Raw genomic sequence first — 24,451 nt, 5'->3', positions numbered from 1 at the left:
CGCGGTGCGGCGGTGCTGGCCGCCGCACCGCGCGGAACCTTTATGCCTTCCTTATACGTCTTCCCGGTACGCGGCCCGACGGGTCGCACGAGGGGAGGGCGTATGGATCTGTTCCTTCTCATCCTCGCGGTGGCGCTGGCCGGAGCGGCCGGGGCCACCGTTCTCGCGGTCCGGCGTGAGCACGCCGCCATCCGGGGGGCCGCCGTCGAGCCCCGGCCGCACGATCTCGGCCCGTACGAGCTGGCCTTCCTGGCGGGCGGGGCCAGGCGCGTCGCCGACACCGCCGTCGGGCTGCTGGCGGCGTCAGGGGCCGTACGCGTGTCCCGCGACGGACGGGTGCACCCGGTGGCCGGCGCCCGAAGCACCGGCGAGCCGGTCGAGGACGCCGTCCTGGACGAGGTCGAGCGCAACCCCGGCGCGTGGGCGAGCACGGTGCGGGAGCGCGTGAGCCGGAGCGAGACCCTGGACGGCCTCAGGCACCGGCTGGGCAGGATCGGCGCCGTCCACCCCACCGGCTCCTTCACCCAGGTGGACCGGCTCATCGTCCGGTTACGGGTGCTGGCGCTGCTGGCGCTCGCCGGGGCGGCCGTGGAGGCGCTGTCGGTGGCCGTCGAGGGCACCTCGCCGCTTCCCCTGGCCGCGCTCGGCGTCCTGGCCGGGACGGTCGTGGGCGCGCCCAGCGCCATCGCCAGGCATCGGCGCACGTTCCCCACCGATCTCACCGCTTCCGGGCAGGCCGCGCTCGACCGCGCCAAGCTGGACCACCCGCCGGGCACGTCCGCGGGTCCGGTGGCCGTCGCGCTGTACGGCCTCGGCGAGCTGGACGACGCCAACCTCGTCCTCGCGCTCAACGGCTCCCCGGCCCGTACGGTCGCCACCCGTCGGCGGCGTGGCGGCGCCCAGTCGCACAGCACCGACGCGGGCGGCTCCGGCGCGGTGGGATGCGGCGGCGGAAGCGGCTGCGGGGGCGGAAGCGGTTGCGGGGGCGGCGGCTGCGGGGGCGGCGGCTGCGGCGGGGGGATCTGACATGCCGGACCTGTCGGATCTGCCGGGCTTGGGGGTGGGCATCGGGTGGCGGCCCGAGCTCGACCTGACGATCGAGCGGCTGGCGGGCGTCGGGTTCGTCGAGGTGGTGGCCGAGAACATCGACCCCGGCGACCTCCCCGAGTCGCTGCGGGTGCTGCGGGCCAGGGGCGTGCCGGTGATCCCGCACGGCGTCTCGCTCGGCGTCGGCGGCGCCGAGCCGCCGGACCCGGCCCGGCTCGCCCACCTCGCCGCCTGCGCGCGGGCCCTGGACTCGCCGCTGGTCAGCGAGCACCTGGCGTTCGTCCGCGGAGGCGGCGTGGAGGCGGGCCACCTGCTGCCGGTGCCGCGGACGCGGGAGTCGCTGGAGATCGTCGTGGAGAACGTGCGGCTGGCCCAGGAGGCGCTGCCCGTGCCGCTGGCCCTGGAGAACGTGGCGCCGATCTTCGGCTGGCCGGACGACGAGCTGACCGAGGCCCGCTTCCTGGCCGAGGTGGTGGCGCGCACCGGGGCCGGGCTGCTGGTGGACCTCGCCAACCTGTACGCCGCCCAGGTCAACCTTGGGCTGTCGGCCGTGGACGCGCTGGACGCACTGCCGCTGGAGCACCTGGCGTACGTGCACGTCGCCGGTGGGCACGAGCACCACGGGATCTGGCACGACACGCACACCGCCGCCGTGCCGCCGGCCGTCCTCGGGCTGCTGACCGAGCTGTGCGCCCGGACCAGCCCGCCCGGGGTGCTGCTGGAGTGGGACGCCGGCTACCCGGGCGACGCCGCGCTCGCCGCCGAACTGGCCCGCATCCGAGCCGCCATGTCCAGGGCCGAGCAGACCGTGGGCGGGCGCGGTGAGTGAGGAGGCACGGGCGCGGCGTGGGGGCGCGGTCGGTGACGGGGCGCGGGCGCGTCTGGCGGAGGCGCAGGGGCGGGTGGTCGCTTGCCTGGTGGCCGGGGCGGATCCGCCCGCGGGCTTCGACGCCGGGCGGCTGAGCGTGCAGGCGTCCGCCCTGCTCGCCAAGCGGCGCGGCGTGGTGGCCAGGCTACGCCCGGACGCCGCCCGTGCCGCGGGGCCCGCCCTGGCGGCGGAGTTCGCCGCCTACGCGGCGGCCCGTGCCGTCCCGCCGCCCGGCTACCGGGCCGACGCCGACGACTTCGCCGCCTGGCTGCGCGCCCGCGGCCTCATGCCGGCCGCGAAGCCGCGCGGGTGGGCTCGGCTGCTCTTCGTGTTCCGCCGGGATCGCCGCTAGGCTTGCCCGTAGCAAGCGCTTGGGAGGCGGTACGGCATGCGCATCGTCAACATGGGCGACTGGCCCCTCGGCGAGCAGGACGAGCAGCTCCACCAGTCCGGCGACGACCCGCTGTGGAACGAGTCCTACTACCTCGACTTCGTCGCCGACGACGGCGAACTGGGCGGATACGTCCGCATCGGGCTCTACCCCAACTGGAAGCGCACCTGGTTCTGGGCCCGGCTCGTCCGGCGCGGCGGCGGCCTGGTGGAGATCACCGACCACGAGGCCCCGCCGACCGGCCTGACGATGTCCGCCGACGCCTACGAGGCCGACCTGACCGCGACCGACCCCCTGCGCACCGCGCGGCTGCGCCTGGCCGCCCCGGGCCTGTCGCTCGACCTCGAATGGCACACCCGCGGCGGCGTGTACGGCTACCAGCTCACCCCCCGCTACGAGGTCCCCTGCGAGGTCACCGGGACGGTCGACGGCCGCCCCTTCCGCGGCCATGGCGAGCGCGACCACAGCTGGGGCGTCAGGGACTGGTGGTCGCTGTCCTGGACGTGGAGCAGCGGCCGGCTCTCCGACGGCACCCACCTGCACGGCACGCAGGTCAACCTGGGCATGCCGCTGCCGTGGCCGGCGTTCACGGTGCCGCCCGGCGGCCTGATCGAGCACGCGGACGGCTTCACGGCCGGCACCCGGTTCGACGGCGACCGCCCGGCGGAGACGCTGCTGAGCTTCCCGGGCCGCGCGGTGACCGTGCGGCCGGTCGCGTTCGCCCCGGTGCGGCTGGTCTCGCCCGACGGGGCGGTGGCCGAGTTCCCGAGGGCGCTGTGCGAGCTGGCGTCCGACGACGGCCGCACCGGCTTCGGCTGGACCGAGTGGCACCAGCCGCCGGGCTGGCGTCAGCACGGCTGGCACCCCTTGCTCTGAAATATCGAGACATCCTAGGTTTGGGGGGTGATTGTCGACGCGCACCAGCACTTCTGGGATCTCGAAACCGGCGACTACCCATGGCTCACCCCCGAGGCGGGCGTCCTCTACCGGACCTACGCGCCGCACGACCTGGCCCCTGAGCTGGCACTGACCGGTGTGGATCGGACGGTGCTGGTGCAGGCCGCCGACTCGTACGCCGAGACCGACGCCCTGCTGGCCCTGGCCGGCGCCCACGACTTCGTCGGCGCGGTGGTCGGATGGATCCCGCTGCTGCGCCCGGACGAGGCCGCCGAGGCGATCGCCCGCTACGCCGGGAATCCGAAGTTCCGCGGCGTCCGGCACCTGATCCACGACGAGCCCGATCCCGACTGGCTGGTCCGCGACGAGGTGCTGGAGTCGCTGGGCCTGCTCGCGGCGGCCGGGCTGACGTTCGACGTGGTCTCGCTGCTGCCCAGGCACCTCGACCACGTGGTGACGCTGGCCGGGCGGCACCCGTCCCTGAAGATCGTCGTCGACCACCTGTCCAAGCCGCGCATCAGGGACCGCGAGTGGGAGCCGTGGGCCGGCGGGCTGGCCCGCGCGGCCGCGTTCCCCAACGTGTACGCCAAGGTCTCCGGCCTGGTCACCGAGGCCGACCACCGGAACTGGACGGTGGAGGACCTGCGGCCGTACGTGGAGCACGCCGTCGAGCTGTTCGGCCCGGACCGGCTGATGGCCGGCAGCGACTGGCCGGTGGCCCTGCAGGCGGCCGACTACCGGACGGTCTGGGAGGTCACCGGCGCGCTGCTCGGCGGAACCGACCGGGACCTGGTGCTCGGGGAGACAGCCAGGGGTTTCTACGGGTTTAGCTGACTTGGGGCCGGAAACGGGGAAGGGCGTGGGGGGACTACGCTGTGTCGATGGATCGTATCTGACGGTCACGCCCGTCGCGTGCACGGACACCGTCGGCACGCCGTACGAGATCACCCTTGAGCTCCATCGCGACGGCACGCCGTACGGCAGCGTGGGGGAGCGGTGCGGCTGGCTGCTCGCGCGCCTGGCGCGCGGGGTCGACGAGGCGCGGCAGGGAAGGGGGGCGGCCCGGCGGTGGAACGACCCCGACGACCGCTTCCCCGACGAGGAGCCGGAGAGCGAGCTGTTCTCCTTCCGCTACCGCACCCGCTCGGGCCTGGTGGGCGGCGGCGAGCTGCGCTGCCAGCTGCGCACCATCCCCATCTGGCAGCCCGCGCCGGGTCAGTGGCGGCTGACCCGGCGGGCCTACGTCGAGGCGTGGGGGGCCACCGGCGTGGGCATGAGGGCCGTCCTGACGTCGGCGGAGTTGTCCGAGTTCGTTCGCGAACTGGTCCATGAAGCCGAGGGGTGTCTCGGCGGAAGAGATCTCGCCAGGAATCCCATTGCGGGAGCAGGCACGGGCGAAACGCGGTGATAATTGCCTGTTGGGTCATTCGACCAAAGGCACAGCACCGCTGGGGAGGCACTCCGTGGGCCTGCGCGACCTGGTCTACCGGCTGTACGAACACCGGCTGGAGACCAAGCTGTCCAAGGACAGCGTTCCCCGGCATGTCGGGGTCATCATCGACGGCAACCGCCGCTGGGCGCGTGCCATGGGCATGCGCGACGTGGCGACCGGCCACCGCAAGGGCGCGGACAAGATATCGGAGCTGCTCGGCTGGTGCCGGGAGACGGGCGTCGAGGTCGTCACCGTCTGGATGTTGTCCAACGACAACCTCAACCGGCCGCGCGAGGAGCTGGAGCCGCTGCTGCGCATCATCGAGGACGTGGTCCAGGAGCTCGTGGACGAGGGCTGGCGGATCAGCCCGGTGGGCGCGCTCGACCTCCTCCCCGACCGCACGGCCAATGTCCTGAAAAATGCAAAAGAAGCGTCATCACACCGTCCGGGCCTGATTGTGAACGTTGCAGTTGGGTATGGAGGAAGACGTGAGATTGCCGATGCGGTGCGCTCACTCCTCCAGGAGCATGCGAGTAAGGGCGCCAGCATCGAGGACCTCGTGGAGGTCCTCGATGTCGAACACATCGCGGAGCATCTCTACACTCGCGGCCAACCCGACCCGGACCTCCTCATCCGTACGTCGGGCGAGCAGCGTCTGTCCGGATTCATGTTGTGGCAGAGCGCTCACTCCGAGTTCTACTTCCACGAGGCTTACTGGCCGGACTTCCGCAGGGTCGATTTCCTGCGGGCGCTGCGCGATTACGCTGCGAGACACCGGCGTTACGGTTCTTGATGCGACATTCGGGTATCCAAGACGTAACGTTGGAAGTGTCCGGCCACAGGCCGGGCATCCCGGAGAGGGCCCGCCTTTGCACCGACACTTGCCGAGGGGGGCCGGAGTCCGGCTCCGCCGGCAGGTTGCGGTCGGGGACGCGGGTCCGGTCCGGTTCCCACCTCGTCTGCAGGGTGCCCGCACCTATGGGCGCCCGGGGGAGAACGTGTGGCAGTGTCCTCGAGCAACCCTACTCACCAGCCGGCCAAGCGCACGTACGTGCTCGACACCTCGGTCCTGCTGGCCGACCCGGCGGCATTGACGCGCTTCGCCGAGCACGACGTCGTCCTTCCCATCGTGGTCATCACGGAGCTGGAAGGTAAGCGGCACCATCCCGAGCTCGGCTACTTCGCGAGGAAAGCCTTGCGCTACCTCGACGACCTGCGGGTTCAGCACGGCAGGCTCGACGAGCCGATGCCGACAGGGGATGGAACGATCAGGGTTGAGCTCAACCACAGCGATCCGTCCATCCTGCCCGTCGGGTTCCGCCTGGGCGACAACGACACGCGCATCCTGACCGTCGCGCGCTCGCTCGCGGCCGAGGGCTGCGACGTCGTGCTGGTCTCCAAAGACCTGCCCATGCGGGTCAAGGCGGCCTCGATCGGCCTGGCGGCCGAGGAGTACCGCGCCGAGCTGGTGGTCGAGTCCGGCTGGACCGGGATGGCCGAGCTGCAGGTGACGGCGGAGGACGTCGAGACGCTCTTCGACAAGGGCACGGCCGACCTGGAGGAGGGCAGGCAACTGCCCGCGCACACCGGCCTGCGGCTGCTGTCGGCCAAGGGATCGGCGCTCGGCAGGGTCGCGCCGGACAAGTCCGTCCGCCTGGTCCGCGGCGACCGCGAGGTCTTCGGCCTGCACGGCCGCTCGGCCGAGCAGCGCATCGCGCTGGACCTGCTGATGGACCCGGAGATCGGCATCGTCTCGCTGGGCGGCCGGGCCGGCACCGGCAAGTCGGCGCTGGCGCTCTGCGCGGGCCTGGAGGCGGTCCTGGAGCGCCGCCAGCACCGCAAGGTGGTCGTCTTCCGCCCCCTGTACGCCGTCGGCGGCCAGGAGCTCGGCTACCTGCCGGGCACCGAGGGCGAGAAGATGGGCCCGTGGGCGCAGGCGGTCTACGACACGCTCGGCGCGATCACCTCGCCCGAGGTGATCGAGGAGGTGCTCGACCGGGGCATGCTGGAGGTGCTCCCGCTGACGCACATCCGCGGCCGGTCGCTGCACGACGCGTTCGTGATCGTGGACGAGGCCCAGTCGCTGGAGCGCGGGGTGCTGCTCACGGTGCTGAGCCGGATCGGCGCCAACTCCCGGGTGGTGCTCACGCACGACGTCGCCCAGCGCGACAACCTGCGGGTCGGCCGGCACGACGGCGTGGTGGCGGTGGTGGAGAAGCTGAAGGGCCACCCGCTCTTCGCGCACGTCACGCTCACCAGGTCCGAGCGGTCCCCGATCGCCGCCCTGGTGACGGAGATGCTGGAGGACATCACGATGTGAGCCGCGACGGGCTCACCTGAGTTCCGGACAGGTGTACGGCCGCCCCTCCGCCTTGGCGGGGCGGCCGTCCCTCTCCCGGACGATCTTGACCTGCTCGAACGCGGCGTCCTGCTGCGCGGTGCAGACGATCTGCGCCTTGCCGAGCCTGCTCAGCGGCCGGTCGCCCTTGAAGTACACGGTCAGCGTGGACGTGCGCGGGAGCTGCTTCTCGTCGCGCTGCACGGGGTCGAGCGAGTCCTTCATGCCGACGTACTCCAGGCCGTGCAGCTCGGTGGTGCGGTCGCCGAGCGGCTGCTCGGAGGCGGCGAACAGGGCGCCGAGGAGGCTGCCCACGGTGCCGTTCTCGACGTCGGCAGGTTCGAGCGTGAGCTGCTTGTTCCTGATCAGATAGATGGTCTTCGAGGGCGGCGGGAGCTTGATGGTGGGCGCGGCGCCCTTGGTCTGGACGTCGGTCGGCGAGATGCCGCAGGCGGCCACGGCCAGCAGGGCCGCGACGCCGACGAGGACCCCGCGCACGGTCGTGGACGCCGTCATTGGTGCGGCAGCCAGACCGTGAACAGGGTGCCGGGCTGCTGGGCGCGTACGGAGATCGTGCCGCCGTGCAGGTGCACGTTGGCGCGGGCGATGGCCAGGCCGAGGCCGCTGCCCTGGCTGCGGGCCCGGCCCGCGCCCGCCTTGAAGAAGCGGTCGAAGACGTGCGGCAGCGCCTCGGCGGGGATGCCCTTGCCGTGGTCGCGCACCTTCACCTCCAGGCCGTTCTCGGTGCCGCGCGCGGTGACCTCCACCGGGGGCAGGCCGTGCTTGAGCGCGTTGCCGACCAGGTTGGCCACGATGACGTCGAACCTCCTCGGGTCGAGATTGACGGTCAGGCCCTGGGAGGCGGTCACGTCCACCTCGTCGCTCCAGCCGCGCACCTCCAGGCAGTCCAGGATGGCGTCGGCGACGTTCACGGGCTCCACGTTGAGCGTCGCGGTGCCGGCGTCGAACCTGCTGACCTCGATCAGGTGCTCGACGAGCTCGCGCAGGCGCCCGATCTCGCGCAGCACCAGCCGTACGGCCTCAGCCGGCGCGTCGGGCAGCCGGCCGGCCTCCTCCGAGAGCATGTCGGCCACGGCCGTCATGGCGGTGAGCGGCGTGCGCAGCTCGTGCGAGACGTCGGCCACGAACCTGCGGGACATGGCCTCCAGCGAGCGCAGCTCCGACACGCTGAGCTCCAGCGCCGCCGCCGCGTCGTTGAACCTGGCGGTCAGCTCGGCCAGCTCGTCCTGGCCGTGCACCGGCAGGCGGGTGTCCAGCCGGCCCTGGCCGAGCGCCTGCGCCGCCGCGCTGAGCCGCCGTACGGGCAGCAGCACCTGCCGGGCCGACAGCAGCGCCACCACCAGCGCGATCAGCACGATGACCGCGCCGCCCTGGGTGAGCGTGTTGCGCAGCGTCGCGAGCTGGCTCTCCTCGTCGTGCAGCGGGAAGAACACGAACGCGCGCAGGCCGGTGGCCTCGGGGGCGACGCCGGGCTCGTACCGGTGGACCTCGGCGCCGACGATGAGCCACAGCTCGTTGCCGATCACCTTGCGCTGGGTGACGACGTTCTGCTTGGCCCGGCCGTACAGCTCGTTGGGGACGTCCTTCATGGTCATCGGGCCGTCGGCGGACAGCAGGTTGCCGTACTCGACCAGGACGCTGCGGCCGGGGCTGGACAGCGTCCTGACGACCTGGTCGAGCTCCTTCATGGACGGCGCCGCCTCGCCCGGCCTGAGCTTGCCCACGGGGAAGGTGATGCGGCCGAGCTCGCGGGTCACCAGGTCGAGGGAGGTGGTCTCGGCCCTGGTCACGAGCGCGGTCTTGGCCAGCTCGAAGCCGATGGTGGCGACCAGCGTGGACGCGGTGACCGCGACGAGGGTGAAGGTGATGACCAGGCGCGCCCGCAGCCCGGTGGGCAGCGGGATCACGGAGGGCTGAACCGGTAGCCGAACCCGCGCACGGTGTGGATGAAGACCGGCTCGGCCGGCCTCGGCTCGATCTTGGCGCGGACGCGCTGGACGCAGGCGTCCACCAGCCGCGAGTCGGCGACGTGCGTGTGGTCCCAGACGACCCGCAGCAGGTAGCGGCGGTTGAGCACCTGGCCGGGATGGCGGACCAGCTCCAGCAGCAGCCGCAGCTCGGTCGGCGTCAGGTGGATCTCCTTGCTGGCCAGCGTGACCTTGAGCGCGCCCCGGTCGATCACCAGGTCGCCGAAGGTGATGCGGTCGGAGGTCGCGGACTCGGCCCTGCGCAGGATGGCCCGGATGCGGGCGTCGAGCACCCGCGGCTCGACCGGCTTGACCACGTAGTCGTCGGCGCCCGCCTCCAGGCCGACCACCACGTCCAGGTCGTCGCCGCGGGCGGTGAGCAGGATGACGGGGAGCTGGTCGAGCTTGCGGATGCGGCGGCAGACCTCGACGCCGTCGATGCCGGGCAGCATGACGTCGAGGATCGCGATCTCGGGGCGGCGGGCGCGGATGTGGTCCAGAGCCTCCTCGCCCGTCGCGTAGGACGTGACGGAATGTCCCTGCCGCGTCAACGCCAGCTCCAAGGCTGTGCGGACGGAGGGATCGTCTTCTACAAGGAGGATGCCGGCCACGCGCACATTATTATTCCATGTCCCCTATACCCGGGTTGTGTCATCAAACTGTGACCGGGTGCGGATCAGATCCTGAAGATGGGGCGGAAGCCTGAAAGCGGCCTCCCTTCGGTGCGGGCGCTCGAAGGGAGGCGCCCACCAGTCTGTGACGAAATTCACAATTTTTCGTGAAAAAGGTTGTTACCTGCTGGTTGGCCAAGAGAACGTCAACCGAATCCCGCGTTCCGGTTGCGGACCACCCCCCATGACAGGGCAAGCTCATGGATCGTGAGCCCCGGTCCGCAGTTGAGTGAGCGCCCCCCGAAGGATGACCTTCGCTCGGCGCGCCGCCGGCCTTCGCGTTTCACCCCCAAGCGCGTCGCCGTCGTCGTCGTGTCGCTGGTGGTGGTCGTGGGCGGTGGCGGTTACGTCGCCTATCGCGCCGTCGACAACGCCGGCAAGCCGCCGGTCGATCCGTTCACGGCCGAGCAGCTCGGCGCGCTCGCCGGAGGCAACCTGTTCGCCCCCGACCCCGAGACCGACGCGCTGAAGAACGCCGCCGAGCAGGCCTACCGGGCCGACCTGCTCAAGAAGAACCGCGGCGGCACCAAGAAGCTCAACTGGGTCGTGCCCAAGAAGGCGCCGGGCGGCAGCGGCTTCCCGCCCGCCAACTTCCCGCCGGGCAGCAACCCCTCGCCGGGCAGCAACAAGGCCGTCGCCAAGCAGATGCTCGCCGCCAAGGGCTGGGGCGCCGACCAGTGGGGCTGCCTGGAGCTGCTCTGGCAGAAGGAGAGCGGCTGGAACGAGCGGGCGATGAACCGCTACTCCGGCGCGTACGGCATCCCGCAGGCCCTGCCCGGCAGCAAGATGGCCAGCGCGGGCGGCGACTGGCAGACCAATGCCACCACCCAGATCGCGTGGGGTCTCGGCTACATCAAGGGCCGTTACGGCACGCCTTGTGGCGCGTGGGGGCACTCACAGTCCACAGGATGGTACTAACAGGTCAACTCTTCTTCTGTAATCGGCAAGCCGTCTCACCCGATCGTGTATGAGCGGCGCACGCTGGCCGCATGGGTGCGAAGGTCAGTGTGATCGTCAATGTCCACAACCCGGGTGACACCGCGGACGCGTGCATCCGCTCCGCGCTGGAGCAGACGCTGCCCGCCGCCGACTACGAAGTGATCTTCGTGGACGACGGCTCCACGGACGGCATCGGGGAACGGCTGGACACCATCGCCGATCTCCGCGAGAACGTCCGGGTGCTGCATCTGCCGCACACCGGGTCGCCTTCTCGCGGCCGCAACATGGGCATGGCCGCGGCGGAGGGCGATTACGTCTACTTCCTCGACCAGACCGACCGGCTGGCGCGCGACGCGCTGGCCCGCATGCACGAGCGCGCGGTCGAGACCGACGCCGACGTGCTGATCGGGCGGCTGGCCCGCGACTACGGCCCGCCGATGGTGGCGTTCGAGCGCAGCAGCGCCCGCGCCGACATCCTGCGCGAGCGCCTGATGACGCTGCTCGTCCCGCAGCAGCTCTACCGCCGGGCCTTCCTGGAGGAGCACGAGCTGGGCTTCGGGATGCCCGGCGGCCGGCTGGCCGAGCAGGCGTTCGTCATGCGGGCCTACCTCGCGGCCAAGGTGATCGCCGTCCTGGCCGAGGAGGTCTGCTGCCAGCTCGGGCCGCGGCCCGAGGCGCCCGAGGAGGACCCCCGGGTGATCGTGGCCGGGCTGAACACGCTGCTCACCGACATCGACACCTACGTCGGCGCCGGCCGCCAGCGCGACCGCATGTACGCCTACTGGTTCCGCTCAGCGGTGCTCAGGCCGCTGCTGACCGCCAGGTTCGCCGACTCCTCCGTGGACCGCGGCATGCACTTCCGGGTCGTCCAGGAGCTCGTCGGCGAGCGTTTCCCCGAGCGCGTCGACCGCTACCTGCCGGTCCAGCTCCGGGCGGTGGCCGCGTTCGTCCGGCGCGGACGCCTGGACCAGATCGTCATGTTCGCCAACTCCACCCGGCGCGCGGGGCTGCGCGCCGAGCTCACCGAGATGCGCTGGGACGCCCACATCCTGGTGCTCGGCCTGACCGTGGAGGTCATGTCCGGCGACGGCCTGCCCGACCGCTACCGGGTGGACGGCGAGCGCCTGCACTGGATCCCGCCGCGCTCGGTCGACACCAAGCTGCTGTCCGACGACGTCACCGACATCACGGCCGACGTCGAGCGGGCCCGCATCGACGTCTACGTCCGGCACAGCACGACCGGCGTGGTGCACTTCCTGCCGGTCACCCAGCACGTCGAGCGTTCCCCCGACGGCCGCCGCCGGGTCCGCGTGCAGATCAGGGGCGAGGCCCGCCTGGACGTCACCAGCGCGGCCATGGGCCAGCCGCTCAGCCCCGGGCAGTGGGAGGTGCACGTCCGCATGTTCAGCGGCGCCAACCAGGCCAGGAGCCGGGTCGGCCGGGCCGAGGGGCCGCTCAACTGCCTGGGCGTGCTGGCCCAGCGGCCCAGGATGCGGCTGGTGGTGCCGTGCTGGTCGGACAAGGGGGAGCTGGGCCTGGCCGTCGAGCCGCGCTCGTTCTCGGAGTCGATCGCGCTGGTGTCGCCGGGGGTGACCGTCCGCCAGCTCGACGGCCACGTGTACGTCGTGCTGCCGGTCCCGTACGTGCCGCCGAGCGGCGGGCCGCCCCTGGAGCTGGTGCTGCGCAGCACCGGCCGCCGGGAACGCGAGGTGTGCGCGCCCGCGCTGGTCGAGGCCGGCGTGCCGGGCAAGCTCGCCGGCCAGCTCGTCGCCAAGATCCCGGTCAAGCGGCACCTGCCGAGCGAGGAGCAGCTCGGGCCGGGCGCCTGGCTGTCGTCGCTGCGCTCGTCCGACGAGGAGATCGGGCTGCGGTTCGGCCTCCAGGTGCGCCGCGGCCGGGTCGAGACGCGCCCGGCCGTCGCGGTGGACCCCCAGCGGCGCTCGCCCATGGGCCGGGACACCGCGCTCCACCGCCTCGGCAGGCGCCTGCCCGGGGCGCGGCACATCGTGCGCTGGGCGCGCGCGGGCAGGCATCGCTACCTCAAGGAGTGACCCAGTCCTCCAGCTCCTGGAAGGCGTCCCTGAAGGCCGGGAGCATGGGCCTGAGCCGGTCGGGATAGACGTCGACGAGGCTGTCGAGGTGGTTGCCGCCCTCGATCCGGTGGTAGCGGAACGGGCGGTGCGGGCCGACCATCCTGGCGTAGACGTCGGAGTCGCGGGAGATCGGCAGCAGCGAGTCGAGCGTCCCGTGGATCGTGATCAGCGGCTTGGTGATCCTGCCGGTCAGCCCGATCCTGGCCATCGCGGCGTACGGCCGGCGCGCGTCGTAGTCGTAGTCGGCCGCCGCGCCCGTGTACGACGGGTCCAGCTCCTTCTGGTAGAGCTGCTGGGTGAGCTCCCAGTAGTACTGCCGGTGGAAGGGCCACAGGAACTCCGACCCCGGCGCGAACCCGGCCGCCCGCACGCCCGCCTCGTCCGGGTACGCCTTCAGCGCGGGCGGCAGGAAGTTCAGCAGGTTGTCGCCCTTGACCCGGAAGAGCGTGCCCTCCCAGTCCACGCCGCCGTCGTAGAGCCAGGCGCGGTTCTCCAGCTGCCACCTGACCAGGTAGCCGCCGTTGGACAGGCCGGCCATGAAGGTACGGGCCGGCGGGCGGCCGTACCGCTGCCTGACCACGGACCTGGCGGCCACGGTGAGCTGGGTGACGCGGTCGTTCCACTCGGCGATGGCGTCGCCGGGGCGGCGGCCGTCCTCGTGGAAGGCCAGGCCCACGTTGCCCTTGTCGGTGGCGGCGAACGCGTAGCCCTTGGACAGCACCCAGTCGGAGATTGTGTAGTCGTTGGCGTACTGCTCCCGGTTGCCCGGCGTGCCGCTGACGACCAGGCCGCCGTTCCACCGGTCGGGCAGCCTGATCACGAACTGGGAGTCGTGGTTCCAGCCGTGCGTGGCGTTGCCGGTGGAGGTGTCGGGGAAGTAGCCGTCGAGCTGGGTGCCGGGCACGCCGGTCGGGTTGACCGTGGCCTTGGAGTGCAGGCCGGCCCAGTCGGCCGGGTCGGTGTGGCCGGTCAGTGCGGTGCCGGCCGTGGTCAGGTCGTCGAGGGTGGCGCTGATCAGCTTCTCCGCGCCGGGCACGGTCAGGCCGTCCGCGGCCGGACCGTCCGCGGCGGGCGCGGTGAGCAGGCTCGCGACCAGGGTCAGGGCGAGGAGCATCAGACCTCCTCCAGGTGCTCGGCCAGCAGGCGGGCGAACTCGGCGGGCCGTTCCAGATGGGGGCTGTGGCCACAGTCGTCCAGCACGACCTCGCGGTAGCGGCCGTAGCGGTCGAGGACCGCCCTGGTCTGGGTCACCATCGGCTGGGCCGGGGTGCCGGGGGAGCCGGGCACGACGCCGATCGCGCCCAGGTGGGCCAGGTCGAACAGCGAGGTGTCGGAGACGATCACGTCGTCGGCGCCCCTGATCCACAGGACGGGCGGCCTGGGGCCGATCTCGTGCAGGTCGTCCAGGCGGAAGTGGGTGGGGGCGCACGCGTTGAGCACGCCGTGCTTGCCGGGGGCCACGCCGGGCCAGGCGGGGGAGCCGGCGGCGTCGCCCGGGTAGTTGGCCTCGTCCACGCGGGTGGTGAGCATGGACCGCAGGTAGAAGTCCTCGTCGGGGATCCGCGGGTGCTTGACGTAGCCGGTGCGGAGCACGTTGCGGGGGGACGTCGGTGATTCGTCGGACATGTCGCCCGCCTTGAGCCGGGCCACGAAGTCCGGGTTCGCCGCTCCGGCGCCCGACCCCGCGCCGTCGGGGTGGGTGAGCATGCCGTCCGGGCCCTCGGTGCCGCCGAAGCCGTACGGGGAGATCGGGTTGACCAGCGTGACGCTCCTGACCAGCGCCGGACGGTCGCGCAGGAGCTGCAGGACGACGCCGCCGCCGAGGCTCCAGCCGACCAGGTGCACGCCGTCCAGCCCGAGCGCCTCGACCAGCTCGGCCAGGTCGTCGGACCAGTCGCGCAGGCCCCTGGTGGCGTCCACCGGCTCGGGGTCGGTGTCGCCGAAGCCGCGCAGGTCGGGGGCGAGCGGGCGGTAGCGGGCGGGCAGCGCGGCCATGCTGTCGCGCCAGAAGGCGCCGGAGGAGACGTTGCCGTGCACGAACAGCACGGGCTCGCCGGACGTCCGGCCCTCGACGGTCAGGACGTGCTGCGTGAGGCGGGGGGTGGTGACCTTCATCGCGCGTGGATCCTCTCGGCCAGGTCGCGTCCCTGGGTCTCGCGGGCGGTGTAGACGGCGACCAGCGTGAGCACCGCCGCCAGGCCAAGGTAGACGGAGATGGGCACGCTGCTGGAGTAGCTCTTGAGCAGCGCCACCGCGATCAGCGGGGCCAGCGCGCCGGCCACGATCGCCGAGAGCTGGGCGCCGATCGACACGCCGGTGTAGCGCGTCCTGGTGCCGAACAGCTCGGAGAAGAAGGCCGCCTGCGGGCCGTACATCATGCCGTGGAAGAGCAGGCCGACGGTGACCGCGAGGGTGATCGCCAGGAAGTTGCCGGTGTCCACCAGCGGGAAGAAGGCGAAGATCCACACGCCGATCCCGGCGGCCCCGGCCAGGTAGACCGGACGGCGGCCGACCCGGTCCGACAACGCGCCCCACATCGGGATCGTGACGAAGTGGATCGCCGAGGCGAGCAGCACCGCGTTCAGCACAGTCGAGTTGTCGATCTTGGCGTTCTTCGCGTACGTGATGACGAACACCGTCAGCAGGTAGAACGAGATGTTCTCGGCCAGACGGGCGCCGATGGCGGTGAGCACGTCCTTCCAGTGGCGCCGCAGCACGCCCACGATCGGCGCGGTCGGCTCCGGCTCGGCCTGCTGGAACACCGGCGACTCGGTGATCGTCAGCCGGATCCACAGGCCGACCATCACCAGCACCCCCGACAGCAGGAACGGGATCCGCCAGCCCCACGACAGGAACGCCTCGTCGGACTGCCAGGCGGCCAGCACCGCCAGCACGCCCGTGGCCAGCAGGTTCCCGCCGGGCGCGCCCGCCTGCGGCCAGGAGGCCCAGAACCCGCGGCGGTCCGTGTCGCCGTGCTCGGACACGATCAGCACCGCGCCGCCCCACTCGCCGCCGAGCGCGAAGCCCTGCACGAGCCGCAGCGCGGTCAGCAGCAGCGCCGCCGACGAGCCGAGCGTGGCGTACGTCGGCAGGCAGCCGATCAGGAACGTGGCGGCGCCCATCATCAGCAGGCTGACCACCAGCAGGGTCTTGCGGCCCACCCGGTCGCCGAAGTGGCCGAAGACCAGGCCGCCGAGCGGGCGGGCGACGAATCCGACGGCGTAGGTGAGGAACGACAGCAGCGTGCCGGTCAGCGGATCGGACTCGGGGAAGAAGAGTTTGTTGAACACGAGAGCGGCTGCCGAGCCGTACAGGAAGAAGTCGTACCACTCGATGGTGGTGCCGATCAGGCTCGCGGCGACGATCCTCTTGATGGAAGTGGCCATGCCGGTCACGGTAAGGAGTGACCGGCGTCACTTATATGGGGCCGGGACCCACAGTCTGCGGGGAGGATGTGTGGCCGAGCCGGTGCAGGCGGAGGGCGAGCTGGATCTCCAGCGCGCGCTCGGGCTCCAGCCAGCCGTCGCCCAGCAGCTTGCCGATCCGGTCGAGGCGCTGGGTGACGGTGTTGACGTGGATGTGCATGGCCTCGGCCGTACGGGAGGGTGAGCCGCCCGTGCCGAAGTAGGCCGACAGGGTGTCGGTGAGCGCGGTGCCGCGGCGGGCGTCGTAGTCGATCACCGCGCCGACCACGCGGCCGACGAAGCCGCGCACGTCGCGGCCGTCGCCCACGAGCAGCCCGACGAAGCCCAGCTCGGCGGGGCTCGCGCCGTCGCCGGCCCGGCCGAGCGCGAGCAGCGCCTCGGCGCACCGCCGCGCCTCCTGGTAGGCCTCCGCGACGTCCCGCGCTCGGTCGGTTGCGCCTCCTCCCGAGCCGCCCGGCGGGCCGCCGGGCGAGGCTTCGGGGAGGCGGGCCGGGGAGGCGCCCGCCGTCGCCGGGCTGTGCAGGGACGCGCTCAGCTCGGCCGCCACCCGCTGGGCGAGACCGCCCGCGTCCACGCCCGGCAGCAGCAGCACCACCTCGTCGCCGCGCCCCGCCGCCAGCCCGTGCCGGACCGCGGCGTGCGAGGAGGCCCAGAACGCCGCCCGCTCCCGCTGGCCGCCGTGCCTGGCCACCACCACGACGTGCGGCGCGCGCAGGTCCACGCCGAGGCGCCGGGCCCGGTCGGCCAGGCCGGGCGAGTCCGGCCGCGAGATCAGGTCCTCCAGCAGCTCGCCCCTGACCCGGCCCTCGGCCTCGGCCACGCTCCGCCTGAACAGCAGCAGCAGCGCGCACACCAGCGCAGCGCGCTCCAGGATGCGCTCGTCGGCGTCGTCGCTGCGCAGGACGAGCGTGCACAACGGCTCGCCGCCGACGTCCACCGACGCGATCAGCTGGTCGCCCCTGCGCACGGTACGCCCCAGCGCCCTGGACGCCTGCGCCGCCTCGAACACCCCGGCGTCCAGCTCGCCCACGTCGCCCGTGATCGGGCGGCCCAGGTCGTCGAGCACGGCCAGCGACCCGCCGAGCACCTCGGTCACCACGGCGGCGACGTCCTCGATGCCGCCGCCCCGCAGCACCAGCGAGGTCATCCGGTCGTGGGCCAGCGCGGCCCGCTCGACGGCCTCGCCGTGCGCCCTGGCGGTGCGGTGGGCCTGGGAGAGCTCCTCCAGGGCGTTCCTGGTCTCCTGGAGCAGCCGGGCGTTGTCGATGGCGACGGCGGCGTGCGCGGCCAGGCTCGCCAGCAGCGAGACCTCCTCCTGGTGGAAGGGCCTGGCGCTGCGGTTGGCCGCCATCAGCACGCCGATCACCCGCTGGCCCAGCCGCAGCGGCACCCCCAGGATCGCGACCAGGCCCTCCTCCTTGACGGCCACGTCGATGTGGTCCTTGTGCCGGAACCTGGCGTCGGCGAAGTAGTCGGCGGTCGCGTACGGGGTGGCCGTCTGCGCGACCAGCCCGCCCAGCCCGGCGCCCATGGCCAGCCTGAGCGCCCGGAACTTGGCCGAGATCGACCCGTCGGTGACCCGCATGTACGTGTCGCCCTGCTCGGGGTCGTGCAACGTCATGTACGCGATGTCGGTCGCCAGCAACTGCCTGGCCCGGTGGACGATGGCTTCGAGCACGGCGTCGAGGTCGCGCAGCGCGGCCAGGTCGCCGGCGGTGTCGTAGAGCGCCGACAGCTCGGCCTCCCGCCTGGCCCGCCGCCTGAGCAGCGCCCTGACCTTCAGCGCCTCGACCTTGGCCTGCTCCAGCTCCTCGATCGTGGCCGGATCGGCGCCCTGCGCCCTGGCCTCCACGATCGGCCCCTCGAACTCGACCGCCGACGCCTCCCGCGCCAACAACTCCAAGAAACGCGTGCTCATGGCCTCACTCCGTGAGGCGGGCTCGGTCGCCAGATGCCGGTGGCTTCCTCCGCTCTGGTCGCTGCGCTCCCGCCGCTCCTCCAGCCACCGGCACTCCCTCGCCTGCTCATGGCCTCACTCCGTGAGGCGGGCTCGGTCGCCAGACGCCGGTGGCTTCCTCCGCTCTGGTCGCTGCGCTCCCGCCGCTCCTCCAGCCACCGGCACTCCCTCGCGCGTTCACTAATGGGCCGTCCAGCCGCCGTCTACGGGGAGGGAGGTGCCGGTGATGAAGGAGCCGTGCGGGCCGCAGAGGTAGGCGACCAGTTCGGCGACCTCCTCGGGCTCGATGAGCCGCTTGATCGCGGCCGGCTGGAGCATGACGGTCGAGACGACCTCGTCGTTGCCGATGCCGTGCACCCGGGCCTGGTCGTCGATCTGGGCCTCGACCAGCGCCGTGCGCACGTACGCCGGGCACACGCAGTTGGACGTCACCCCGTGCGCCGCCCCCTCCAGCGCGACGACCTTGGAGAACCCCTCCAGCGCGTGCTTGGCCGTCGTGTACGCCGACTTGTACGGCGAGGCCCGCAACCCGTGCACCGACGACATGTTCACGAACCGCCCCCACCCCCGCGCGTACATGCCGGGCAGCACCCGCCGCGCGATCAGGAACGGCGCCTCCACCATCACCCGCATCATGGTGGAGAACACCTCCGGCGGGAAGTCCTCGACCGGCGCCACGTGCTGGAACCCGGCGTTGTTCACCACGATGTCCACCGGCTCGTCGGGCAGCGACGCCGCGAAGGCCGGATCGCTCAGATCGGCCACCACCGCGACCCCGCCGACCTCCGCGGCCACCTTCCCGGCCGCCTCGCCCTGCCTGTCGACCACCAGGACCTTGGCCCCCGCGGCGGCCAGACGCCGGGCGCAGGCGGCGCCGATGCCGGCCCCAGCCCCCGTCACCAGCGCGGTCCGCCCAGTCAGCTCCTTCGCCATACCCCGAACCCTAGGCGCTCGCCGCGCCGGGACGCATGGGTGCAGCCGACATAGATCCGAGCCGACCTATGTGGATCACCCCTCCGCCGGCGGCCGGGTCATGGACAGCACGTCGAGGGCGGCGTCGAGCTGCTCCTCGGTCAGGGTGCCGTCGGCGACGTGGCCGCGTTCGACGACCACCTCCCTGATGGTCTTGCGCTCGGCCAGCGCCTGCTTGGCTATCTTGGCCGCCTCCTCGTAGCCGACGTGCCTGTTGAGCGGGGTGACGATCGAGGGGGAGGACTCGGCGTACTCGCGCAGGCGCTCGACGTTGGCGGTGATGCCGGCCACGCAGCGGTCGGCCAGCAGCCTGGCCACGTTCGCCAGCAGCCTGATCGACTCCAGGATGTTGCGGGCGATGACCGGGAGCTGGACGTTCAGCTCGAAGCTGCCCGAGGCCCCGGCGAAGGTGATCGCCGCGTCGTTGCCGATGACCTGCGCCGCGACCATGGCCGTGGCCTCCGGGATCACCGGGTTGACCTTGCCGGGCATGATGGACGAGCCCGGCTGGAGGTCCGGCAGGTTGATCTCGCCGAGCCCGGCGCGCGGGCCCGAGCCCATCCAGCGCAGGTCGTTCGCGATCTTGTTGAGCGACACGGCCACCACCTTGAGCTGCCCGGACAGCTCCACGATGGAGTCCTGGGCGCTCTGGGCCTCGAAGTGGTCGGCGGCCTCGCGGAAGGGGATGCCGGTCGCCTCGGCCAGCTTCTCGATCGCCCGCCGCGCGAAGCCGGGCGGCGTGTTGATGCCCGTGCCGACCGCCGTCCCGCCCAGGGGCAGTTCCAGTACGTGGTTCAGCGCCGTGCGCACGCGGGTGCCGCCGTGGTCGATCTGGGCGGCGTACCCGCCGAACTCCTGGCCGAGGGTCACCGGCGTGGCGTCCATCAGGTGGGTCCGGCCCGACTTGACCACCTGCGCGAACTCGGCCTCCTTGGCGTGCAGCGTCTCGGCCAGGTGGGTGAGCGAGGGCAGCAGGTGGAAGGTCACCTCGATCGCGGCCGCCACGTGGATCGAGGTCGGGAAGACGTCGTTGGACGACTGGGAGGCGTTCACGTGGTCGTTGGGGTGCACGGGCCGTCCCAGCCGCTCCTCGGCCAGCGTCGCGATCACCTCGTTGGCGTTCATGTTGGACGAGGTGCCGGAGCCGGTCTGGAAGACGTCGATGGGGAAGTGGGCGTCGTGCTCGTTGTCGGCGACGTCCGCGGCGGCCTGCGCGACGGCCTCGGCCAGGTCTTTGTCGATCACGCCCAGCTCGCCGTTGACCTCGGCGGCGACCGCCTTGATCAGGCCGAGCGCGGCGATGTGGGACGGTTCGAGCGGCCGTCCCGACACCGGGAAGTTCTCCACCGCCCGCTGCGTCTGGGCCCGCCACCGCGCTCCCGCCGGCACCCGGACCTCGCCCATCGAGTCATGTTCGATCCTGAACTCGCTCATGACTCCAGTCTGTCCCACGGCCGGGCGATCAGTCCGGGGGCGGCCCGCCCCGGCCCGCCCCGGCCGGGGACGGGCCGTCGTACCGGAGAACGGCACGCTCAGCTGGAGATGAGCGCCACGATGAGGACGGCGATCACCACCGCGGCGGCCGCCGCCACGGCCATGAGCACGAGCATGCCGTTGCGGTTGCCCGCCTGCGGCTTCTCGGGCGGGCCTGCGATGGCGAACAGGTCGGTCCCGAGGCCCTGGCCCTGGTGCGGGCCGGCGGCGGGCGGCACCGGCTGCCCCGGCCGACCCTGTCCGGGCCCGCCCGGCACCGGGCCGCCCTGCTGCGGACCGGCCTGCTGCGGGCCACCCTGTCCCGGGCCCTGCTGTCCCGGGCCCTGCTGTCCGGGACCCTGCTGTCCTGGGCCCTGCTGCCGCGCGGCGTGCGGCGGCTGCTGGGCCGGCGGGTAGACCTGCTGGCCGGGGGAGCCGCTCCTCGGCGTGGCGATGTGCCTGGTCGTGACGGTCCCCTCGTCGTCGGGGCGCTGCGGCGGACGGCCGCCGCCCTGCTCGGGCCCCGGCGGGAACGGCCCCTTGGGGCGCATGACGCTGACGGTCCGGTCGGGGTCGAAGCCGCCCTCGAAGCCCTCGTCGCCGGCGTCGCCCGCCTGCGGCGGTCGGCCGGGGGCGGTGCTCTGGGGCATCGTCGGCGCTCCCAGCGGGCTCCTGGCGGGCTCCTGCGGGCCGGACGGCACGGGCCCGGCCCCCTGAGCCCCGGACGGCCCCTGAGGCCCGGACGGCCGCCCACCGGCGGGACGCGCAGGCTGCGGGCCCGAGCCGGGCGGTGTGCCTGAGCCGGGCTGCGGGCCCGCGACGGGCGGCGCGCCCGCCCCGTACGCCTCCTGAGCCCCTGCAGGGCGCCCCTGAGAGCCGGCGGGACGCCGTGGGCCGGAGTCGGTGAAGGGGTCGGGCAACGCGGCCTCCTGGGCCATCAGGGCTTCCGCCGTGAGCGCCGGCATCTCGCTCGTGGGCGTGTCGGCGACCATCCGCATGAGGGTCTCCGCCTTGGCGGCGCTGAGCCGCTGCCGGTAGTCCTTGTTGAGCAGCCCGTTCAGCACCGGCCGCAGCCGCCCGGCCTGCGTGGGCGGGTCGGCGCTCTCGCTGAGCAGCGCCGCCAGCGTCTCGGCGATCGTGGCCCGCTCGTACGCCGGCCGCCCCTCGACCGCGAAGTACAGCGTCGCGCCCAGCGACCAGATGTCGGACTCGGGCCCGGTGTACTCGCCCCTGGCGCGTTCCGGGGCCGTGTACCCGGGCGAGCCGATCACCATGCCCGTCTTGGTGAGCCGCGAGTCGCCCTCGGCCTTGGCGATGCCGAAGTCCGTCAGGACCACCCGGCCGCTCTCGGTGATGAGCACGTTGCCCGGCTTGACGTCGCGGTGCGTGATGCCCTGGGAGTGCGCGGCGCGCAGCGCGCCGAGCAGGTCGACGCCGATCTCGGCCACGAGCCGCGGCGGCAGCGGGCCCTCCTCCTCGATCACCTGCTCCAGGGAGCGCGCCTCGATGAGCTCCATGATGATCCAGGGGCTGTCGTCCTGGATGAGCACGTCGTGGATGGCGGCGACGGACGGGTGGTTGATCCGCGAGGCGATGCGGCCCTCGCGGACCATGCGCTCGCGTAGCTCGGCCCGCTGGTCCTCGGTGAGCCCCTGGTCCTGGCGGATCTCTTTGACCGCCACCTCGCGCCCGAGCGCGCGGTCGCGGGCGCGCCACACGGTCCCCATCGTGCCCCGGCCGAGCGGGGCGATGAGCTCGTAGCGCTCCGCGAGCAGGCGTGTCTGCTGTTCCGGCATGAGAAGAAGATATCGATTCTCGCTTGGGAAGTGCTTTACCCTCGCTTGCGAAGTTCTCTTGGCCAGAACCGCCGAGGAAGGAACAACTTTATCACCGCAGCCTTGAAACGGACATAAGTGGACGGACTGGGACGCGGTTCGACCCGCTTGCGGTGGACGCCCTCACCCGGCCTGCGCTCCTGGCGCGGCGGCGGGACCGACAGCGCGGCGGCGGTGGCCTCCGCCCTGTGCAGCCCGCGGTGCGCGGGCCTGCGCGCGAAAGGGGGCGAGGCGACCACGGGAACCGGGCGTACGGGCCGGCGCGGGGCCAGCGGCTCCTCCGCCGAGCCGCCCGCGGCCACCCGGGCCAGCATGAGCGAGGCGCGCACGGAGTCGAGCCGGGTCTGTGGATCGATCCTGAGCAGCGCGTCGAGCACGGGGGCCAGCGGGCCCGCCTTGCTCATCGGGATCGGCTCGCCACTGGTCAGCGCGGCCAGCGCGGCGGCGGCCGTACGGCGGCCGTGCAGCCCGCGGCCCTCGACGGCGGTGTAGAGCGTCGCGCCGAGCGACCACAGGTCGCCCGCGGGGCTGGCCTTGGAGCCGAGAACCCGCTCGGGGGCGATGTAGCCGGCCGAGCCGAGCACGATGCCGGCCTGGGTGATGGAGACGTCCCCTTCGAGCGCGGCCAGGCCGAAGTCGGTGAGCACCGCGCGGTCCTCGGTCACCAGGACGTTGCTGGGCTTCACGTCGCGGTGGAGGATGCCCTTGGCGTGGACGGCCCGCAGCGCGCCGAGGATCTGTCGGCCGATCTCGGCGGCCCGGCGCGGATGGAGCGGTCCGTGCTCCTGGATGAGCTGCTCCAGGGACCTGGCCCGGAGCAGCTCCATCACGATCCAGGGACGGTCGTCCTCGGTCACGACGTCGAAGACGGTGATGACCGACGGATGGGCCACCATCGCCGTCGCCCTGCCCTCGCGCTCGGTGCGGGCGCACAACTCCGCGCGCAGCTCCTCGTCGAGGACGGTGGGCAGCCGTACTTCCTTCACCGCCACGTCGCGGTCGAGCAACTCGTCATGCGCCCGCCAAACGGTGCCCATGCCGCCGCGACCAACCGGCTCCACAAGCCGATAGCGCGCGGCGAGAAGGTAACCGGAGGGCGCACGCATGCCAGGCAGCTTACCTATTTGTGTAAACCGACCAGTAGAGGCGGGGCCGATAAATTGTTGCGAACTTAAGTCAACCCGCCTGACTCGTTACGTCAGCGAACCTCCGGGCCACATCTGCCCAGTTGACGAGGCCCCACAGTTTCTCGACGTAGTCCGGACGCACGTTGCGGTACTGCAGATAGTAAGCGTGCTCCCACGCGTCGAACACGAGAAGCGGCGTGGTGTTCATTCCGACGTTGCCGTGGTGGTCGTAGATCTGCTCGACCACCAGCCGGCGGCTCAGCGGCTCCCAGGCCAGCACGCCCCACCCCGAGCCCTGGACCGACGCCGTGGCCGTGGTGAGCTGCTTCTGGAACGCCTCGAACGTGCCGAAATGCTCGTCGATGGCGGCCCTGAGCGCGCCGTCGGGGCGGTCGCCGCCGTCGGGGGAGAGGTTCTCCCAGAAGATCGAGTGCAGGACGTGGCCTGACAGGTTGAAGGCGAAGGTCTTCTCCAGGCCCACCAGGCCCGCGAAGTCGCCGCCGTCGCGGGCCTCGGCCAGGCGGTCGAGCGTGTCGTTGGCGCCCTTGACGTAGGCCGCGTGGTGCTTGGCGTGGTGCAGCTCCAGGATCTCGCCGGTGATGGCGGGCTCCAGCGCGCCGTAGTCGTACGGCATGTCGGGAAGGGTGTAGTCCCCCATGGGTCCGTCCTCTCGAAGTAGATCTCTGGAGGACACTATTGCAAGTAGTTCGCAAGTGCATCAGACTTGCGACCTAGGTCTCGCCTTGGCATCGTGGCGAGAGTCAGTTGGGTCCAGTTTGTGCGCGGACGGCATAAGCCGTCCGCGCACAGGCGTCCTGTGGGGATTCTTTGGGGTGGGAATTACCCAGGTCAGGGCGCTGTTGTACCTGTTTGTACGCGACGGCAGGGCAGCCGTGTCGAGGCGCCCCCGCAGATCTGTCGTCATCAACCATCGCAGGATTCACACCTGTGACCCGCCGTGCCTCATGCGCGGACGGTGAGCAAAGGAGCACCCCCCG

General features: G+C 72.2%; 22 protein-coding genes. 10 read left to right on the top strand and 12 right to left on the bottom strand.

All coding sequences use genetic code 11. The features are described from left to right. Window positions 1-102: 102 nt before the first annotated feature. The 8 genes from ACIBQ8_RS16560 to ACIBQ8_RS16525 all read left to right on the top strand — a co-directional run bounded on the left by ACIBQ8_RS16560 (window position 103) and on the right by ACIBQ8_RS16525 (window position 6,955). The gene (locus tag ACIBQ8_RS16560; protein WP_397192326.1) at window positions 103-1,026 is read left to right on the top strand and encodes a TIGR04222 domain-containing membrane protein; all 924 of its coding nucleotides are present in this window, start codon (window positions 103-105) and stop codon (window positions 1,024-1,026) included. A gap of 1 nt (window position 1,027) precedes the next feature. Further along, window positions 1,028-1,876 (top strand): DUF692 family multinuclear iron-containing protein, encoded by an 849-nt coding sequence (locus ACIBQ8_RS16555; RefSeq protein ID WP_397192325.1) that lies wholly within the window; start codon window positions 1,028-1,030, stop codon window positions 1,874-1,876. Then, window positions 1,869-2,267: a hypothetical protein gene (locus ACIBQ8_RS16550; protein ID WP_397176866.1), complete on the top strand. Its 399-nt coding sequence runs from the start codon at window positions 1,869-1,871 to the stop codon at window positions 2,265-2,267. The genes ACIBQ8_RS16555 and ACIBQ8_RS16550 overlap by 8 nt, the downstream gene beginning before the upstream one ends. A 36-nt stretch (window positions 2,268-2,303) precedes the next feature. Beyond that, complete coding sequence (locus tag ACIBQ8_RS16545) at window positions 2,304-3,182, top strand: hypothetical protein (protein ID WP_397192324.1); 879 nt, start codon at window positions 2,304-2,306, stop codon at window positions 3,180-3,182. A gap of 27 nt (window positions 3,183-3,209) precedes the next feature. Next, window positions 3,210-4,037 (top strand): amidohydrolase family protein, encoded by an 828-nt coding sequence (locus ACIBQ8_RS16540; protein ID WP_397192323.1) that lies wholly within the window; start codon window positions 3,210-3,212, stop codon window positions 4,035-4,037. A 25-nt stretch (window positions 4,038-4,062) separates the two neighbouring features. Next, window positions 4,063-4,611, top strand: coding sequence for a hypothetical protein (locus tag ACIBQ8_RS16535; RefSeq protein WP_397176872.1), 549 nt, complete (start codon window positions 4,063-4,065; stop codon window positions 4,609-4,611). Window positions 4,612-4,666: 55 nt separating this feature from the next. Further along, window positions 4,667-5,428, top strand: coding sequence for an isoprenyl transferase (locus ACIBQ8_RS16530; RefSeq protein WP_357974621.1), 762 nt, complete (start codon window positions 4,667-4,669; stop codon window positions 5,426-5,428). A gap of 207 nt (window positions 5,429-5,635) precedes the next feature. After that, window positions 5,636-6,955, top strand: a complete 1,320-nt coding sequence (locus ACIBQ8_RS16525; RefSeq protein ID WP_352323269.1) for a PhoH family protein — start codon at window positions 5,636-5,638, stop codon at window positions 6,953-6,955. Window positions 6,956-6,967: 12 nt separating this feature from the next. Here ACIBQ8_RS16525 and ACIBQ8_RS16520 read toward each other — a convergent pair whose 3' ends face one another. From ACIBQ8_RS16520 to ACIBQ8_RS16510, 3 genes are read right to left on the bottom strand one after another with little or no spacing between them, the layout of a single operon-like run. Continuing rightward, window positions 6,968-7,489 carry a hypothetical protein gene (locus tag ACIBQ8_RS16520; protein WP_397176874.1) on the bottom strand — a complete coding sequence of 174 codons (522 nt, stop codon included), beginning with the start codon at window positions 7,487-7,489 and terminating at the stop codon, window positions 6,968-6,970. Beyond that, window positions 7,486-8,901, bottom strand: coding sequence for an ATP-binding protein (locus tag ACIBQ8_RS16515; protein WP_397176876.1), 1,416 nt, complete (start codon window positions 8,899-8,901; stop codon window positions 7,486-7,488). The genes ACIBQ8_RS16520 and ACIBQ8_RS16515 overlap by 4 nt, the downstream gene beginning before the upstream one ends. Beyond that, window positions 8,898-9,572, bottom strand: coding sequence for a response regulator transcription factor (locus ACIBQ8_RS16510; RefSeq protein ID WP_125636689.1), 675 nt, complete (start codon window positions 9,570-9,572; stop codon window positions 8,898-8,900). The genes ACIBQ8_RS16515 and ACIBQ8_RS16510 overlap by 4 nt, the downstream gene beginning before the upstream one ends. Window positions 9,573-9,857: 285 nt before the next feature. On the opposite strand from ACIBQ8_RS16510, the gene ACIBQ8_RS16505 reads away from it, so the two are divergent. Continuing rightward, window positions 9,858-10,550, top strand: coding sequence for a lytic transglycosylase domain-containing protein (locus tag ACIBQ8_RS16505; protein WP_397192322.1), 693 nt, complete (start codon window positions 9,858-9,860; stop codon window positions 10,548-10,550). A gap of 71 nt (window positions 10,551-10,621) precedes the next feature. After that, window positions 10,622-12,622 (top strand): glycosyltransferase family 2 protein, encoded by a 2,001-nt coding sequence (locus ACIBQ8_RS16500; protein WP_397176878.1) that lies wholly within the window; start codon window positions 10,622-10,624, stop codon window positions 12,620-12,622. On the opposite strand, the gene ACIBQ8_RS16495 is transcribed toward ACIBQ8_RS16500, so the two are convergent. The 9 genes from ACIBQ8_RS16495 to ACIBQ8_RS16455 all read right to left on the bottom strand — a co-directional run bounded on the left by ACIBQ8_RS16495 (window position 12,612) and on the right by ACIBQ8_RS16455 (window position 24,111). Further along, window positions 12,612-13,778 carry an alpha/beta hydrolase family protein gene (locus ACIBQ8_RS16495; RefSeq protein ID WP_397176880.1) on the bottom strand — a complete coding sequence of 389 codons (1,167 nt, stop codon included), beginning with the start codon at window positions 13,776-13,778 and terminating at the stop codon, window positions 12,612-12,614. The two genes, ACIBQ8_RS16500 and ACIBQ8_RS16495, sit on opposite strands and share 11 nt — an antisense overlap. Further along, entirely contained in the window at window positions 13,778-14,779 is a 1,002-nt protein-coding gene (locus ACIBQ8_RS16490; RefSeq protein WP_397192321.1) for an alpha/beta fold hydrolase, read from the bottom strand. The genes ACIBQ8_RS16495 and ACIBQ8_RS16490 overlap by 1 nt, the downstream gene beginning before the upstream one ends. After that, a complete protein-coding gene (locus ACIBQ8_RS16485) occupies window positions 14,776-16,050 on the bottom strand; it encodes an MFS transporter (RefSeq protein WP_397176884.1) in 1,275 nt (424 codons plus the stop codon). The genes ACIBQ8_RS16490 and ACIBQ8_RS16485 overlap by 4 nt, the downstream gene beginning before the upstream one ends. Window positions 16,051-16,081: 31 nt before the next feature. After that, window positions 16,082-18,007, bottom strand: coding sequence for a helix-turn-helix domain-containing protein (locus ACIBQ8_RS16480; protein WP_397192320.1), 1,926 nt, complete (start codon window positions 18,005-18,007; stop codon window positions 16,082-16,084). Window positions 18,008-18,226: 219 nt separating this feature from the next. Then, window positions 18,227-18,979 (bottom strand): 3-hydroxybutyrate dehydrogenase, encoded by a 753-nt coding sequence (locus tag ACIBQ8_RS16475; protein WP_397176887.1) that lies wholly within the window; start codon window positions 18,977-18,979, stop codon window positions 18,227-18,229. 75 nt (window positions 18,980-19,054) lie between these two features. Then, a complete protein-coding gene (locus tag ACIBQ8_RS16470; protein WP_397192319.1) occupies window positions 19,055-20,452 on the bottom strand; it encodes a class II fumarate hydratase in 1,398 nt (465 codons plus the stop codon). A gap of 98 nt (window positions 20,453-20,550) precedes the next feature. After that, the gene (locus ACIBQ8_RS16465) at window positions 20,551-22,287 is read right to left on the bottom strand and encodes a protein kinase (RefSeq protein ID WP_397176891.1); all 1,737 of its coding nucleotides are present in this window, start codon (window positions 22,285-22,287) and stop codon (window positions 20,551-20,553) included. A gap of 35 nt (window positions 22,288-22,322) precedes the next feature. Further along, window positions 22,323-23,432, bottom strand: a complete 1,110-nt coding sequence (locus ACIBQ8_RS16460) for a serine/threonine-protein kinase (protein WP_397176893.1) — start codon at window positions 23,430-23,432, stop codon at window positions 22,323-22,325. 70 nt (window positions 23,433-23,502) lie between these two features. After that, a complete protein-coding gene (locus ACIBQ8_RS16455; RefSeq protein WP_352330694.1) occupies window positions 23,503-24,111 on the bottom strand; it encodes a superoxide dismutase in 609 nt (202 codons plus the stop codon). Window positions 24,112-24,451: the final 340 nt, after the last annotated feature.

Source organism: Nonomuraea sp. NPDC049646, assembly GCF_044465525.1.
Classification (GTDB): domain Bacteria; phylum Actinomycetota; class Actinomycetes; order Streptosporangiales; family Streptosporangiaceae; genus Nonomuraea.
Note: the sequence above shows the minus strand (reverse complement) of the source record. Positions and strands in the feature narration are given on the sequence as shown.

Excerpts from the sequence above, each read along its gene's own strand:
- ACIBQ8_RS16475 (WP_397176887.1), bottom strand. The coding sequence starts at position 18,979 with ATGGCGAAGGAGCTGACTGGGCGGACCGCGCTGGTGACGGGGGCTGGG.
- ACIBQ8_RS16490 (WP_397192321.1), bottom strand. The coding sequence starts at position 14,779 with ATGAAGGTCACCACCCCCCGCCTCACGCAGCACGTCCTGACCGTCGAG.
- ACIBQ8_RS16520 (WP_397176874.1), bottom strand. The coding sequence starts at position 7,489 with ATGACGGCGTCCACGACCGTGCGCGGGGTCCTCGTCGGCGTCGCGGCC.
- ACIBQ8_RS16560 (WP_397192326.1), top strand. The coding sequence starts at position 103 with ATGGATCTGTTCCTTCTCATCCTCGCGGTGGCGCTGGCCGGAGCGGCC.
- ACIBQ8_RS16545 (WP_397192324.1), top strand. The coding sequence starts at position 2,304 with ATGCGCATCGTCAACATGGGCGACTGGCCCCTCGGCGAGCAGGACGAG.
- ACIBQ8_RS16460 (WP_397176893.1), bottom strand. The coding sequence starts at position 23,432 with ATGCGTGCGCCCTCCGGTTACCTTCTCGCCGCGCGCTATCGGCTTGTG.
- ACIBQ8_RS16455 (WP_352330694.1), bottom strand. The coding sequence starts at position 24,111 with ATGGGGGACTACACCCTTCCCGACATGCCGTACGACTACGGCGCGCTG.
- ACIBQ8_RS16500 (WP_397176878.1), top strand. The coding sequence starts at position 10,622 with ATGGGTGCGAAGGTCAGTGTGATCGTCAATGTCCACAACCCGGGTGAC.
- ACIBQ8_RS16480 (WP_397192320.1), bottom strand. The coding sequence starts at position 18,007 with ATGAGCACGCGTTTCTTGGAGTTGTTGGCGCGGGAGGCGTCGGCGGTC.
- ACIBQ8_RS16485 (WP_397176884.1), bottom strand. The coding sequence starts at position 16,050 with ATGGCCACTTCCATCAAGAGGATCGTCGCCGCGAGCCTGATCGGCACC.
- ACIBQ8_RS16470 (WP_397192319.1), bottom strand. The coding sequence starts at position 20,452 with ATGAGCGAGTTCAGGATCGAACATGACTCGATGGGCGAGGTCCGGGTG.
- ACIBQ8_RS16495 (WP_397176880.1), bottom strand. The coding sequence starts at position 13,778 with ATGCTCCTCGCCCTGACCCTGGTCGCGAGCCTGCTCACCGCGCCCGCC.
- ACIBQ8_RS16465 (WP_397176891.1), bottom strand. The coding sequence starts at position 22,287 with ATGCCGGAACAGCAGACACGCCTGCTCGCGGAGCGCTACGAGCTCATC.
- ACIBQ8_RS16555 (WP_397192325.1), top strand. The coding sequence starts at position 1,028 with ATGCCGGACCTGTCGGATCTGCCGGGCTTGGGGGTGGGCATCGGGTGG.